Source organism: Parazoarcus communis (assembly GCF_003111645.1).
In the GTDB taxonomy this organism is placed as follows: Bacteria; Pseudomonadota; Gammaproteobacteria; order Burkholderiales; family Rhodocyclaceae; genus Parazoarcus; species Parazoarcus communis_A.
In genome coordinates, this window is the sequence record NZ_CP022187.1 from 1,851,868 (window position 1) to 1,865,805 (window position 13,938).

A 13,938-nucleotide genomic window follows, 5' to 3' on the forward strand; every position below is an offset into this window, starting at 1 on the left:
AACGCCTGCAGACACCCGGATTCCGTCGCCTGCCGTGACGACTGACTCAGCCGCCGTCCGCCAGCACTGGCGGGGGAGCGGTCGTACCGCGCACCACCAGCTCGGCATCCAGCTCGGTGTGGGCCGGCGGGTCCTGCCCGGCAAGGCGATCGAGCAGATAATCCGCCGCGCGCCGCCCGATATCGGCCGCCGGCACCCGGATCGTTGTCAGCGCAGGCACGAGGTTGGCCGAGATCGGCAGATCATCGAAGCCGACGATGGACAGCCTTGCGGGCACGGCGATACCCTGCGCCTGGGTCTCGAACAGCGTACCCATGGCCTGCACGTCATTACCGCAAATGACCGCGGTCGGCGGCTCCGGCAAACGCAGCAGGGTGCGCAGCGCCTCCCGCCCCTCACGCACATCGTAGGCCCGCTCCAGGAACTGACCGGGCGCAATCTCCAGCCCGCGCTTTGCCAGCGCTGCGCGCACGCCCTCCGCGCGCGCGCGCGCACGATCGTTGTGGGCCGTGAAACCCGCCACCATCGCGATGCGCCGATGCCCCAGGTCCATCAGATAGTCGGCCAGCCGATGCCCTGCACTGCGGTTGTCGAAACCGATGGTCGGATGCGGCTGGTCGGGCGAATGCACCCAGGTATTCACGTACGGCAGGCCCTTGGAGGCGAGCAGCTTGTACAGCCTGGGGTCGTGACCTTCGCCCACGAAAACGAGACCATCCACCCCCCTGACGACCAGAGCATGAACCTCGCGCGCCTCTTCGTCGCTGTCGTATTCGGACGAAGCCACCAGCAGCGTGAAACCGCGCTGCGCCAGCCGGCGCTGCAACGCGTTGATGCCACTGGCGAAGATGGCGTTGTCGAGCGTCGGGACGATTGCACCAATGGTTCGCAGGCGCCCGGAGGCCAGCGCCCGCGCCGCGCCGTCAGGCACATACCCCAGCTGCTCCACCGCCGCCATCACGCGCTGACGCATCTCGGGACGCACCTTGTCGGGCTCATTCAGCACCCGCGACACAGACGCAGTCGACACCCCGGCCGCAAGCGCCACATCCGCCAGTACAGGCCTGTCATTGCGAATCGTTTCCCGCCTGCGCCCCTCGACCATGCATGTTTCCCGTGTGTCAGAACAGTTACGAATGGTAGCGCTTTCAGCCCCCCTCCGCACCACTTCAATACCAGATAGTCATTCAGATGATACGAATGAATAGACGTGGAAATTTCTATTTGACAAAGCTGCCAATCTGCATTTAACTACACAAAAATGTAAGCGCTTACAGGCGCAATAACGAAGGAGGCAATGCAGTGCAGAACCCGTCCACACATGGGGGGCAACCCCCGCACACCCGTCTGCTGTTCCGCCTTTCGGCCGCGACCTTCATCGCATTCTGGGCCGCCATCGTCAGCGGAAAGCTGCACATGAGCTTCGGTTTCGACCAGCTCCCGCTGATCCCCGAAATCCTGCTCGCAATCCTGCTCGCACTGGGCCTTGCCATTGGCCTCGGCGCCTGCCTGCTCGAAGAACAACGGCGGGCAAACAATGCCCCCACGCTGGACACCACCACCGAAGGAGACACGAAATGAACACAAAAATCCAGAACAATGCACCGCAACAGATGGAACGCCGCCGATTCTTCCAGATGAGCGGGCGCTTCGGCTTCACCGCAGCCGTCGCCGGCGTCAGTGCCGGCGCCATGTTCTCGAACGACGCCATGGCTCAGGTTGCGAACGAGGAGCGCGAACGGGAGAGCAAATCAAAGTTCCAGGTCATCATGGCAACCGAGTACATCCTCGGTGCAAGCCGCAGCTACCCGATGATGCAGCTCGACTTCAAGGAAAACATCCAGAACTTCACCGCGGGCAAGGTCTACGTCAAGCTCTCGCCGGGCGGCCAGCTCGGGGTCGGCGGGGCGCTTGTGAGCAAGGTGCAGAACGGCACCGTTCCCATTGCGATGCACTCGATCTCCAACTTCGCGCCCTTCGCACCCGCTGTCGATCTGATCAACATCCCCTACTGGTGCGGCAACAATCAGCAGTTCGTGAATCTGGTCATGTCCGCCGAATGGCGCAACCGCGTTCATCCTGCGGTCGAGGCTCGCGGCTTCAAGCCGCTGATGTATGTCTGCATCGATCCGCGTACGGTTGCAATCCGCAAGGGCTTGCGCGACCGCCCGGTGTCGGTGCCCGACGACATCGCCGGCATCAAGTTCCGCGTCCCTTCCTCGAAGGTGCTGCAGACCTTCTACCGCCTCGCCGGCGCCAACCCGACACCGGTGGCCTGGGGCGAAACCAGCTCGGCGATGAAACAGGGCGTGGCGGATGCACTCGACCCCAGCCTGCAGGCGCTGCTGACCTTTGGCTTCGCCGACACGCTGCACTCGATCTCGACCATCCGCTCGGTACCCGATGCTCAGATCTATTCGTGCAATCTGCAGTGGTTCAATGGACTGCCGAAGGACATCCAGGCCGGCATCACCGAAGCCGCCGATGTGACCTTCCGCCAGAACCTCGCGCGTGTGCCTGCCTCCCGTGCCTATGCGATGGATCAACTGCGACAAGCCGGCGTCAAGATCCATGTGCCGAGTGCCGATGACATCAAGCAATGGGTCGCGCGTTGCGGTCACCAGCTGCCAGCCTGGGATGCAATGAAGGCCGAATTCGCGGGCTCGCTCGCCGATTTCGACAAGCTCCTCGAGGCGGCCAACACCCAGGGCCGCTACCACGTCCAGGACGTGTCGTGAGCAGCGCGGTCATGACCGCCACCGAGCACGCCAGCAGCGTGCAAGCAGCCCCGCGGGGCTGGCTTGCACGGGTCGACCGCAACGGCGAACGGTGGTTGCTGCTGTTTTTCTACGCAAGCATCATCTCCGTCATCTCGATCGACGTGGTGCGCCGTTTCGGCCTGTCCTACTCGTCCGTGTGGGGCGAAGAAGTGGCGCGCTACGCCTTCATTTACCTGACGTGGATCGCGGCTGCATTTGCCGTGCGCGACCGCGCCCACATCCGCATTGACGCCCTGGTGCAGGCACTGCCGGCCCGCGGTCGGGCGATCTCGTGGTTGCTGAGCGATTTCTTCACCCTCGTGTTCGCAGTGATCGCGCTCTACCTGTCGATCGAACCGGTGATCACGTCGATCAAGTTCGGCTCGGTGACGCCAGGCTTGCGCGTCAGTCAGGCGTGGTTCCTGGTTGCCGTCCCCTTCGGCTTCTCCTGCATCGTGCTGCGGGTGTTGCAATCGATGCGCCGCGACATCAAGGACCTGAAGGCCGGACGACCGCCCTTCGAGGGCCACAAACTGTTCGACTGAGGAGAGCCGTAATGGACTTCATGCTCATGCAAGAGGCGGCGATGACACTTGGCATCGAGTTCTACGCTGCACTTGCCCTGCTCGGCGTCCTCATCCTGATCGGTACGCCAATCTGGGTATCGCTGGGTCTGGGAACGCTGGCAATGGTGTACGCCACCGGCGTCATCCCCGTCAGCATGGTTGGCGAAGGTCTGTTCGAAGGGATCGACCACTTCGCACTGATCGCCGTGCCGCTGTTCATTCTCACCGGTGACGCGCTGGTGCGCTCGGGGCTGTCGGACAAACTCCTCGACCTGGCGGAAGCCACAGCCGGCGGAGTGCGAACCGGGCTGGGCTGTTCGACCACCCTGGGCTGCGGTTTCTTTGCCTGCATCTCGGGTTCGGATGCCGCCGGCGCTGCAGCGGTCGGACGGATGACCATCAACCGACTGGTCGAGCGTGGCTACCCGCTGCCTGCGGCCGCCGCGCTGGTGGCCTCGGGCGCCTGTACCGGCATCCTGATTCCGCCCTCGATCGCCTACATCATCATCGGCCTCGTGCTCGGCATCTCGGTGTCCACGCTGTTTCTGGCCGCGCTGATCCCCGGGATCATGATCATGTTCTCGGTGATGGTGACCAACGTCATCCTCAACCGTGTGCATGGCTTCGAGCAGGGACGCTCCTCCTTCTCGTTCCGGCGCTGGTTGCAGGCAGTCTGGGCGGCACGCTGGGCGCTGGGGGTGCCGGGCGTGATTCTGGGCGGCATCTATTCCGGCGTATTCACCCCGACGGAATCCGCGGCTGCAGCGGTCACGATCACGATGCTGATCGGCTTCCATCAGAAGCGCCTGAGTTTTGCCGACATCCCCAAGATGCTGGAAAGCTCGGCCAAGGTGTGCGGCATCATCGTGCCCATCATTGCCGTGTCCCTGCCCCTGGCGCAGATCATGGCGGTGCTCGACATTCCGCAGTCCTTCGTGCAGACCATCAGCGGGATCTCCAGCGACCCGACCATGATCATCCTGATGATGATCGGACTGCTGCTGATCACCGGCCTGTTCATGGAAACCACACCCAGCATCCTGATCATGTCGCCCCTGCTGCTGCCGCTGGCGCAGTCGCTCGGGATGAGCGAGATCCACTTCTCGATCATCATGGTCACCACCCTGGGCATCGGCTTCATCACGCCACCGTTCGGACTCAACCTGTTCGTGCTGTCGGGACTCACCGGCTGCTCGGTGATGGCGATGTCGCGCTATGCCATCCCCTACGTGCTCGGCATGCTGGTGGTGGTGTTGCTGGTGGCCTTCATTCCACAGCTTTCGATGTGGGGCATTCCAGGTTAAAGCCTGTGCCCGTTCAGGCGCCGGATGGAAGCCCGCCATCCGGTAAAAACGGGCTTGACGGAATATTTTTTTCAGGTTTAATGTAAGCGCTTACATTCATATGATCAGAGGAGACAAATCATGACCATCACCTATATCAAGAAAGCCAGCAAGACCTCCGCCACCGGCGAAGAGCAGACCCGCGACACCGTCACCACGATGCTGCGCGACATGGAAACCCGCCGCGAGGAAGCCGCGCTCGAATACTGCAAGAAGCTCGACAACTGGGACGGCGACATCATCGTCAGCCGCGCCCAGATCGAAGCCGCCAAGGACAAGGTGTCCGAGCAGCTCAAGCTCGACATCCAGTTTGCCTACGCACGCGTCAGCAGCTTCGCCCGCGCCCAGCGCGACTCGATCGGCGAGTTCGAAGTCGAGCTCAGCCCCGGCCTCTTCGCCGGCCAGAAACTGATCCCGATGGAAACCGCAGGCTGCTACGTGCCCGGCGGCCGCTACGCCCACATCGCTTCCGCCATCATGAGCGTGGCCACCGCCAAGGTTGCCGGCGTGAAGAACGTCATCGCCTGCTCGGTGCCGCGTGACAAGGACGGCATCCACCCGGCCATTCTCTATGCGATGGACCTGGCCGGCGCCGACACCATCCTGCAGATGGGCGGCGTGCAGGGCATCGCCTCGATGGCCTACGGCCTCTTCACCGGCAAGCCCGCCGACATCCTGGTCGGCCCCGGCAACAAGTTCGTTGCCGAAGCCAAGCGTCAGCTCTTCGGCCGCTGCGGTATCGACATGTTCGCCGGCCCCACCGAGATCGGCATCATCGCCGACGAAACCGCCGATCCGGACATCCTCGCCGCCGACCTCGTCGGTCAGGCCGAGCACGGCCCCGACTCTCCGGCCTGGCTATTCACCACCTCGCGCGCCATCGCCGACCAGGTGATCGCGCTGGTGCCGGGCCATATCGAGCGCCTGCCCGAAGTTCAGCGCAATGCGGCCACGATCGCCTGGCGCGATTACGGCGAAGTCATCCTGTGCGACACCCGTGAGGAAGTCGTCGAAGTCTCCGACCGTTACGCTTCCGAGCACCTTGAAGTGCAGGCCAAGGATCTCGACTGGTGGCAGGACACGCTTGGCAGCTATGGCTCGCTGTTCGTCGGCGAAGAAGCCACGGTGGCATTTGGCGACAAGTGTTCGGGCACCAACCACATCCTGCCGACCAAGGGTGCTGCGCGTTACACCGGCGGCCTGAGCGCACAGAAGTTCCTCAAGATCGTCACCCATCAGCGTCAGACCCAGGAAGCCACCCGCAGCGTCGCCGCGGCAACCGCACGCCTGTCGCGTTGCGAAGGCATGGAAGGCCATGCGCGCACCGGTGACGTCCGCCTCGCCAAGTACTATCCGGGCGAGAAGTTCCTGCTCGACATCGGGATGCAGTGACATGAGCGCCCGTTTCGATCTGAGCGGGCGCGTTGCCGCCGTCACCGGCGGCAGCTCCGGCCTCGGCCGCGCCATGGCGCGGGCGCTGGCCGGCGCGGGTGCCGACCTGGTGCTGATCGCGCGCCGCCGCGATGAACTCGAGCATGCGGCCGGTGAGATCCGCAGCGCCGGCGGACGTGCCGCCTTCGTCGTTGCCGACCTTGCCGACCCCGCCGCGCTTGGCAGCATCGCTGCACAGGCTGCCGAAGCCTTTGGGGCGCCGGACATCCTCATCAATGCCGCCGGCGTCAATCTGCGCCAGCCCATCGAGGAAGTCGGCCCCGAGGCCTGGAATCTGCACCTCGCGCTCCACCTCACCGCGCCCTTCTTCCTCGCCAAGGCCATGGCGCCCGCCATGATCGCCAAAGGCCGGGGCCGCATCATCAACCTCGCATCGCTGCAATCGCAGCGCGCCTTTCCCAACAGCGCACCTTACGGTGCGGGCAAGGGCGGCATCGTGCAGCTGACGCGCGCGATGGCCGAGGCCTGGTCGCGCCACGGCATCACGGTCAATGCAATCGCGCCCGGCTTCTTCCCCACCGAGCTCACCGCAGCGGTCTTCAACGACCCCGCACGCGCAGAGGCCAATGCCCGCCAGACCATGATCGGGCGCAATGGTGAACTCGAAGACATCGCCGGCCCCACGATCTTCTTCGCATCGGATGCATCCGCCTACGTCACCGGCCAGACCCTGTTCGTCGACGGCGGCTTCTCCGCAAAATGAACAACAAGGAAGAGACAATGAACAGCATGCGCGCGCTGGTATATACCGGCACCCGTGAAGTCGAGTACCGCGACGCGGACTTCCCCTCTCCCGGTCCGGGCGAGGCGCTGGTGAAGATCGATGCGGTCGGCATCTGCGGCTCCGACATGCACGCCTACCATGGGCATGATGCCCGTCGCGTGCCGCCGATGATCCTCGGCCACGAAGCCACAGGCATCGTCGAGCACGGCCGCCTGCGCGGGAAGCGGGTGACGATGAATCCGATCGCGTTCTGCGGCTATTGCGAATACTGCCTCAGCGGGCGCCAGAACCTGTGCGCCAACCGCACCATGATCGGCATGTCCCGCCCCGGTGCCTTCGCTCAGTACCTGACCATTCCCGAGCAGTCACTGATCGAGCTGCCCGACGACATGGACCCGGTGGCCGCCGCCCTCACCGAGCCGACAGCGACCGCCCTGCACGCGGTCCACAGGGCCATGCGCGTGTCCGAACGTCCCCTCGCCGAAGCCAGGGCGATGGTGATCGGCGCGGGCTCGATCGGCCTGCTGATCGCGCTGCTGCTCAAGCACTACGGCTGCCGCGACATCCTGATCGGCGATACCAACGCCCTGCGCCGCCAGACCGCGACCGAGGCCGACTGTGGCGAGGTCTTCGATCCATCGGCAAGCACACCGGACGAAAATCACTACGACCTCGTGTTCGACGCCGTGGGCGCCGTGGCCACCCGCAAGACCGCCATCGAAAGCATCCGCCCCGGCGGCGTCATCGTCCACGTCGGCCTGCTGCAGGGTGACGGCGACTTCAACGTGCGCAAGCTGACCCTGGCGGAAATCACCTTCATTGGCGTCTACACCTACTCGCAGACCGACCTCAAAGCCGCCGCCCAGGCACTGTACACGGGCGCACTCGGCCCACTTGACTGGGTGTCGACACAACCACTGTCCGAGGGCGCGGCCGCGTTTCAGGCCCTGCACGACGGCAGCACCCCGTCGGCAAAGATCGTGCTGATCCCGTAGCCGTCGCGCCAGCCCCGCCGCCGCACGGCACTCGCCCGATCCTGTCACGCCATCAAAGCGGCAGGATCGGGCAAACTGTTTTGCGGCTCACATGCAACAAGGGCCTGTGTCCGGATCGACTCCGGTCACAGGCCCTTGAATGCTTCAGACGTGCCGCTTACACCGGCATGTTCATGATGTCCTGGTAGGCAGTCACGAGACGGTTGCGCACCTGCACCATCTGCTGGAAGGAGAGGCTGGCCTTCTGCAGGTTCACCATCACGTCCTGCAGGTTCACGTTGGGATCGCCGGCGCTGAAGTCCTGCGCCATCGAGCGCGCTTCCTTCTGCGCAGCGCTGACGTCTTTGAGCGCGCTATTCAGCACGTCGGCAAAATCGACGCCGCCCGCAGCCTCACCGCCCTCGACAGGTTTGTTCTGGGCAGTCTGAGACACCGAGCGCAGCTCGGACAACATCTGATCAATTCCGCGGGTATCCATGATTACTCCCCCGGGTTCGGGTTACCTTGGTTCTGAGCATAGCAGAGCAATCCTCATGCCACCACCCGCGCGGTGTCGTTCCGGTCCCGGGTCAGCGCCGCGCGGAGCAGGCCACCGGCAAATCGCATCCACTCACACGTCGTGACCCTCATCCCTGTACTGCTGCAGCTTGTAGCGCAAGGTGCGCTCCGAGATGCCGAGTTTTTCCACCGTCTTCTTGCGCGAACCACCCATTTCACGCAGCGTTCCAAGAATGTGCTCGCGCTCCAGATCCTTCATGTTTGCCGGCTTGGCGGCAGCCTCGGACGGTCCCGGGGCGGCAGAAGCGGCAAAACTTGCCGCCTGATTGCCGCTTATTGCCGGTGACGACGCATAGCCGGCAACGAATCCCGGAGCAGTCGGGGCGGCAGGCGGGGCCGAAACGGCCGGTGACACCGCCGGCGCAGCGGCCGTGGGGGCAGCCTCGCCCGTCCAGTGCGGCAGACACAGGCGGATGGTCTCAGCACTCACGGTGTCGCCAGCGGTCAGAATCAGCGCCCGGTGCGCGGTGTTCTCGAGCTCGCGCACGTTACCCGGCCAGCCATAGCGCAGCAGCAGGCTTTCGGCTTCAGGCGAAAACCGTGCCTGGCGCCCGGCGCGCTGGGCATGACGCTGCAGGAAGTGACGCGCCAGCGGCACGATGTCGCCCGGCCGTTCGCGCAGCGACGGAATCCCGAGCGGGAACACGTTCAGGCGGTAGTACAAGTCCTCGCGGAAGCGCCCGGCGGCGATCTCCTTGAGCATGTCGCGGTTGCTGGTCGCGAGCACGCGGATATCGAGCGGAATCGGCTTCTTGCCGCCCACCCGCTCCACTTCGCGCTCCTGCAGCACGCGCAGCATCTTGGCCTGCAGGCCCAGCGGCATTTCCGAGATTTCGTCGAGCAGGATGGTACCGCCCTGCGCCTGCTCGAACTTGCCCGGCTGGGCGCTCTGCGCCCCGGTGAATGCGCCCTTCTCGTAGCCGAACAGCGTGGCTTCGAGCAGGTTCTCCGGGATCGCGGCGCAGTTGATGGCGACAAAGGCCGCGCGTGCGCGTGGCGAGTGGTGGTGGATATGGCGCGCAAAGACTTCCTTGCCGGTGCCGGACTCGCCGGTGAGCAGCACCGTGGCGTCGGTTTCGGCCACACGCGCGGCCAGCCCCAGCAGGTTGCGGGTGTGCGGGTCCTCGGCCACGGTGTCGTCGGCTTCGGGCTGCACCGCGGCGTAACGGCGCACGTTCTCGAGCAGCACCTCGGGCTCGAACGGCTTCATCAGAAAATCGCAGGCGCCGCCGCGCATGGCTGCCACCGCCTTGTCCACGTCGCCATAGGCCGTCATCAACAGCACCGGCAGCTGCGGCAGGCGGTTGCGGATCTCGCCCAGCAGCTGCAGGCCGTCCATGGGCTGCATGCGCAGGTCTGACACCACCAGGTTGAAGGACTGACGCTCGAGTTCGGCGAGCGCGGACGGGCCGCCGTCGACGCCGGTCACGCCATGGCCCGCCATTTCAAGCGTGAAACACACTGCATCGCGCAGTGCGTCGTCGTCCTCGACAACAAGGATGTTCAGATGTTCGATCATGATGCGCGTGCTCCGTCCGCAGTCGCGCCATTCGTGGCGCCCAGGGGCAAGGTCAGGGTAAAGGTTGTGCCGGTGCCGGGCGTGGAGCTCAGCGCGATGTCGCCGCCATGCCCGCGTGCCACGCCGCGGGCAATCGCCAGGCCAAGGCCGGTGCCCTCGGCACGGGTGGTAAAGAAGGGGTCGAACAGGCGGGTCTGCACTTCAGGCGGGATACCGCGGCCGGTGTCGCTGACCACGAAACGCACCTCCCTGCCCTGCGCTCCGTCGTCGACGAACACCTCGCAACTCACCTTGCCGCCCGGCTCGGTTGCCTGGATTGCGTTCTCCAGCAGATTCGTCAGCGCGCCACCCACGGCCTTGCGGTCGCCATGCACGGTCAGTGCACCGCATTCACAGGCGCTGGAGAACTCGATCTGCCGCGCCCGCGCCAAGGGTTCGAGAGTGTGGGCGAGCTCGGCCGCGAGATCGCAGACGCCGAAATCCTGGCGCCCGAGGCTGTCACCGCGCGCAAACAGCAGCATGTCGCGGATCAGGCGCTCCAGGTAACGCATGCGCTCGATGGCGCGCTCCGCCACCTTGGCCCGCTCCACCGGCCCGAGCTCGGGCTGGCGCAGGTTGCCGGTGTATAGCAGCGCGGCCGCGAGCGGCGTGCGCAACTGGTGGGCAAGCCCGGCCACCATCTCGCCCATCGCCGCCAGGCGTTCATTGCGCTCGGCGGCGAGGCGCATGCGGTGGGTTTCGGTGACATCGTGCAGCAGCAGGATGCGCTCCTCGCCGGACTCGAGCGCGGTTTCCGACATGGCCAGGCGCCGCGCGCCCTCTGGGCGCTCGATGGTGAGCTCGCCCGGCGTCTCGGTGGTCTGCAACGCGCCGGAGACCTCATCCCAGACCTTGCCGACGAGATTGGTTCCGAACTGAACCTCCGCCGCACGGTTGACCTGAACCACTTCGCCCGCACGGTTCACCACCACCACCCCCGCGGGCAACGCGCCCATCAGCACCGTCAGGCGCTCGGTCAGCTGCACCACCTGCCCCTGCAGGGCGTTGTAGGCGGTCGACAGTTCTTCCGACGCGCGACTGAAGAGCGCAAAGGCCTCGGCCAGCTGGGCAGCATCCAGCGGCGGGGCGGCTTCCCCTGGCGGTTGGGCGTTATCGGCGGTCGTCGGCATCATCGGCGAATGCTCCATTTTCACGACTGGCACTCTAAGTGCTGACAAGCGTATGGTAACCGGCAAACAGGCGGCAAAAAATGCCGCTTATTCATCGAAGAGGCTTGCCCGCGCGGGCAGACAATGCTGCCATCCATAAAGGGCAGCATCGGGAATTCCAAAATGGCTACAGCAGATACGATTGCCGCGACGCCTGCCAGCGCCATGAACGCGCGCTTGCAGCAGATCCTGCAGAACATCAACGCCCTGTCGCAGCAGCAGAAGCTGGCGGCAGCCGTGGCGCTCGGACTCGCCATCGCGCTGGTCGTCGGCGTGCTGATGTGGAACCGCGGCCCGGACTACGGCGTCCTGTTCTCCAACCTGGAAGAGCGCGACGGCGGCCAGATCATCGCCGCCCTGCAGCAGCAGAACGTGCCTTATCGGATGTCGAGCGATGGCCGCTCCATCCTGGTTTCGCAAGATCAGGTGCACGACGTGCGTCTGCGCCTTGCCGCCGAAGGTCTGCCCAAGGGCGGCATGGTGGGCTTCGAGCTGATGGATACGCAGAAGCTCGGCGTGTCGCAGTTCAATGAACAGGTCAATTACCAGCGCGCGCTCGAAGGTGAGCTCTCGCGCACGGTGCAGTCGATTGCCTCGGTCATGAGCGCACGGGTGCACCTGGCCATGCCCAAGCAGACCGCCTTCCTGCGTGACGACCAGAAGCCCACGGCCTCGGTAATGGTGAAACTGCGCGCCGGGCGCGTGCTCGACGCTACCCAGATCGCCGGCATCGTGCACCTGGTGTCGTCCAGCGTGCCGCGTATGAGCGAATCCGGCGTGAGCATCGTCAACCAGAACGGCGAGCTGCTCACCATGAAGTCCGACCCCCTGCGTCAGGCCGGACTCGACCCGACGCAACTGGAGTATGTGCGCGAAGTCGAAGCCAGCTTCATCCGCCGCATCGAGACCATCGTCGAACCGCTCGTGGGCAAGGGCAACTTCCGCGCTCAGGTCACCGCCGACGTCGATTTCAACCAGGTCGAGCAGACCGCGGAAACCTACAAGCCCAACCCTTCGCCCGACCAGGCCATCCGCAGCCAGCAGACCAGCGAGCAGCTCTCCCGCGACGCCGGTGCGCAGGGCGTGCCCGGCGCGCTCACCAACCAGCCCCCCGCCCCGGCCACCGCGCCAATCACTACCCCTGCCGTCGCCGGACAGACCAACGCCAACGGCACGCAGCTCGGCACCAGCAACCGCAGCGCCGTGCTCAACTACGAACTCGACCGCACGGTGCAGCACGTCAAGCAGTCGCTCGGCCAGATCAAGCGCCTGTCGGTCGCGGTGGTGGTGAACCATCGCAACACCACGCTGCCCAACGGTGACCCGCAGGTTGTTCCGCCCACCGACGAGGAGATCGCCCGCATCACCAACCTCGTCCGCGAAGCGATGGGCTACAACGAGGGACGCGGCGATACGCTCAACGTTGCGAGCAGCCCGTTCGCGATCACCGACACCGCCGAGCCCGAACTGCCGCTGTGGAAAGACCCCGAGATGCTCGATCTCGGCAAGGAAGGCCTGAAGTACCTGGTCGTGATCGCCGCCATCCTCTTTGCCTACTTCGCCGTCGTGCGCCCGCTGATGCGCACCGTCGCGCCGAAGAAGAGTGAGGAGGAGGAAGAGGCCGAAGGCATCGAGGGCGAGGAAGGCGAAGAGGATGCCACGGTCAGCCTTTCCGGCGCGGCCACCGGCGACAGCTACGAAGCCCGCCTTGCTCGTGCGCGCGAAATGGCGCGCTCCGATCCGAAGATGGTGGCCAACCTCATCAAGGAATGGATGGGCGTCAATGAGGAGGGTCGCAAGTGACCACACCCGAAGAAGGAACCGAAAAAGCTGCCCTGCTGCTGCTCACCCTGGGCCCGAACGAGGCCTCCGAGGTCCTCAAGCATCTGGGCCCGCGCGAAGTGCAGAAGCTGGGCATGAAGATGGCCACCATGCCCGCGCAGGAGCGCAGCAAGGTCGCCCCCATCCTGGAAGAGCTCGACACCCACTTCGGCAAGGGCTCGCCAATCCACGGCGACGAAGCGCAGATCCGCGAGATGCTGACCAAGGCGCTCGGCGACGAACGCGCGGCCCACATCATCTCGCGCGTGCTGCAGGGCTCGGACACCGCCGGCATCGAGAGCCTGAAGTGGATGGACGCGGCCACGGCTGCCGACCTGATCAAGAACGAGCACCCGCAGATCATCGCCACCATCCTGGTCCACCTCGAGTTCGACCAGGCCGGCGAGATCGTCAAGCATTTCAACGACCGCCTGCGTAACGACGTGATGCTGCGCATCGCCACCCTCGACGGCGTCCAGCCGACCGCGCTCAAGGAGCTCAACGAGGCCCTCAGCCGCATGCTGGCCGGCGCCTCGACGTCAAAGAAAGCGGCGATGGGCGGGATTCGCCACGCGGCGGAGATCCTCAACTTCGTCGGCTCCGGTGCCGAGACTGCGGTCATCGACAACGTGCGCGACTACGACCCGGACCTCGCGCAGAAGATTCTCGACGAGATGTTCGTGTTCGAGAACCTGCTCGACATCGACGACCGCGGCATCCAGACCGTCCTGCGCGAAGTGCAGTCCGACTCCCTCATCATCGCGCTCAAGGGCGCGGCGCCCGAACTGCGCGAGAAGATCTTCAAGAACATGTCGAGCCGCGCGGCCGACATGATGCGCGAAGACCTCGAAGCCAAGGGACCGGTGCGCCTGTCCGAGGTCGAGGCCGAGCAGAAGGAGATCCTCAAGATCGTCCGTCGCCTGGCAGAGGAAGGCCAGGTCATGATGGCGAGCAAGGGCGGCGACGATGGTTTCGTTTAACGCGGCGACCGCG

The 13,938-nt window shown here is 65.0% G+C and carries 13 protein-coding genes; 9 read left to right on the forward strand and 4 right to left on the reverse strand.

The genetic code is table 11. The features are described from left to right. Nucleotides 1–46: 46 nt before the first annotated feature. A complete protein-coding gene (locus tag CEW83_RS08410) occupies nucleotides 47–1,105 on the reverse strand; it encodes a LacI family DNA-binding transcriptional regulator (protein ID WP_108948941.1) in 1,059 nt (352 codons plus the stop codon). A 197-nt stretch (nucleotides 1,106–1,302) separates the two neighbouring features. Between CEW83_RS08410 and CEW83_RS08415 the strand changes: the two genes are divergently transcribed. From CEW83_RS08415 to CEW83_RS08445, 7 genes are all read left to right on the forward strand, one after another. After that, nucleotides 1,303–1,581 (forward strand): hypothetical protein, encoded by a 279-nt coding sequence (locus CEW83_RS08415; RefSeq protein ID WP_108948942.1) that lies wholly within the window; start codon nucleotides 1,303–1,305, stop codon nucleotides 1,579–1,581. Continuing rightward, entirely contained in the window at nucleotides 1,578–2,738 is a 1,161-nt protein-coding gene (locus tag CEW83_RS08420) for a TRAP transporter substrate-binding protein (RefSeq protein WP_108948943.1), read from the forward strand. The genes CEW83_RS08415 and CEW83_RS08420 overlap by 4 nt, the downstream gene beginning before the upstream one ends. Nucleotides 2,739–2,749: 11 nt before the next feature. Next, nucleotides 2,750–3,304, forward strand: a complete 555-nt coding sequence (locus CEW83_RS08425) for a TRAP transporter small permease (RefSeq protein WP_108948944.1) — start codon at nucleotides 2,750–2,752, stop codon at nucleotides 3,302–3,304. Between the two features lie 11 nt (nucleotides 3,305–3,315). Further along, nucleotides 3,316–4,629, forward strand: a complete 1,314-nt coding sequence (locus tag CEW83_RS08430; protein ID WP_108948945.1) for a TRAP transporter large permease — start codon at nucleotides 3,316–3,318, stop codon at nucleotides 4,627–4,629. A gap of 120 nt (nucleotides 4,630–4,749) precedes the next feature. Beyond that, a complete protein-coding gene (hisD, locus tag CEW83_RS08435; RefSeq protein ID WP_108948946.1) occupies nucleotides 4,750–6,060 on the forward strand; it encodes a histidinol dehydrogenase in 1,311 nt (436 codons plus the stop codon). A 1-nt stretch (nucleotide 6,061) separates the two neighbouring features. Further along, nucleotides 6,062–6,823, forward strand: a complete 762-nt coding sequence (locus CEW83_RS08440; protein ID WP_108948947.1) for an SDR family NAD(P)-dependent oxidoreductase — start codon at nucleotides 6,062–6,064, stop codon at nucleotides 6,821–6,823. Nucleotides 6,824–6,840: 17 nt separating this feature from the next. Further along, nucleotides 6,841–7,839: a galactitol-1-phosphate 5-dehydrogenase gene (locus CEW83_RS08445; RefSeq protein ID WP_199915245.1), complete on the forward strand. Its 999-nt coding sequence runs from the start codon at nucleotides 6,841–6,843 to the stop codon at nucleotides 7,837–7,839. A gap of 157 nt (nucleotides 7,840–7,996) precedes the next feature. Here CEW83_RS08445 and fliE read toward each other — a convergent pair whose 3' ends face one another. From fliE to CEW83_RS08460, 3 genes are all read right to left on the reverse strand, one after another. Continuing rightward, nucleotides 7,997–8,317 (reverse strand): flagellar hook-basal body complex protein FliE, encoded by a 321-nt coding sequence (fliE, locus tag CEW83_RS08450; RefSeq protein ID WP_108948948.1) that lies wholly within the window; start codon nucleotides 8,315–8,317, stop codon nucleotides 7,997–7,999. Nucleotides 8,318–8,449: 132 nt separating this feature from the next. Next, nucleotides 8,450–9,916: a sigma-54-dependent transcriptional regulator gene (locus tag CEW83_RS08455; protein ID WP_108948949.1), complete on the reverse strand. Its 1,467-nt coding sequence runs from the start codon at nucleotides 9,914–9,916 to the stop codon at nucleotides 8,450–8,452. Further along, entirely contained in the window at nucleotides 9,913–11,085 is a 1,173-nt protein-coding gene (locus tag CEW83_RS08460; RefSeq protein ID WP_108951283.1) for a sensor histidine kinase, read from the reverse strand. Before CEW83_RS08460 ends, CEW83_RS08455 begins: the two co-directional genes overlap by 4 nt. A 162-nt stretch (nucleotides 11,086–11,247) precedes the next feature. On the opposite strand from CEW83_RS08460, the gene fliF reads away from it, so the two are divergent. Beyond that, a complete protein-coding gene (gene fliF, locus CEW83_RS08465; protein ID WP_108948950.1) occupies nucleotides 11,248–12,927 on the forward strand; it encodes a flagellar basal-body MS-ring/collar protein FliF in 1,680 nt (559 codons plus the stop codon). Next, complete coding sequence (gene fliG, locus CEW83_RS08470; protein ID WP_108948951.1) at nucleotides 12,924–13,925, forward strand: flagellar motor switch protein FliG; 1,002 nt, start codon at nucleotides 12,924–12,926, stop codon at nucleotides 13,923–13,925. Before fliF ends, fliG begins: the two co-directional genes overlap by 4 nt. Nucleotides 13,926–13,938 lie beyond the last annotated feature (13 nt).

Bases quoted from the DNA above. Each gene is read 5' to 3' on its own strand.
- hisD (WP_108948946.1), top strand. From the start codon at position 4,750: ATGACCATCACCTATATCAAGAAAGCCAGCAAGACCTCCGCCACCGGC.
- CEW83_RS08460 (WP_108951283.1), bottom strand. From the start codon at position 11,085: ATGCCGACGACCGCCGATAACGCCCAACCGCCAGGGGAAGCCGCCCCG.
- CEW83_RS08410 (WP_108948941.1), bottom strand. From the start codon at position 1,105: ATGGTCGAGGGGCGCAGGCGGGAAACGATTCGCAATGACAGGCCTGTA.
- fliF (WP_108948950.1), top strand. From the start codon at position 11,248: ATGGCTACAGCAGATACGATTGCCGCGACGCCTGCCAGCGCCATGAAC.
- CEW83_RS08455 (WP_108948949.1), bottom strand. From the start codon at position 9,916: ATGATCGAACATCTGAACATCCTTGTTGTCGAGGACGACGACGCACTG.
- CEW83_RS08440 (WP_108948947.1), top strand. From the start codon at position 6,062: ATGAGCGCCCGTTTCGATCTGAGCGGGCGCGTTGCCGCCGTCACCGGC.
- CEW83_RS08445 (WP_199915245.1), top strand. From the start codon at position 6,841: ATGAACAGCATGCGCGCGCTGGTATATACCGGCACCCGTGAAGTCGAG.
- CEW83_RS08430 (WP_108948945.1), top strand. From the start codon at position 3,316: ATGGACTTCATGCTCATGCAAGAGGCGGCGATGACACTTGGCATCGAG.
- fliE (WP_108948948.1), bottom strand. From the start codon at position 8,317: ATGGATACCCGCGGAATTGATCAGATGTTGTCCGAGCTGCGCTCGGTG.
- CEW83_RS08420 (WP_108948943.1), top strand. From the start codon at position 1,578: ATGAACACAAAAATCCAGAACAATGCACCGCAACAGATGGAACGCCGC.
- CEW83_RS08425 (WP_108948944.1), top strand. From the start codon at position 2,750: ATGACCGCCACCGAGCACGCCAGCAGCGTGCAAGCAGCCCCGCGGGGC.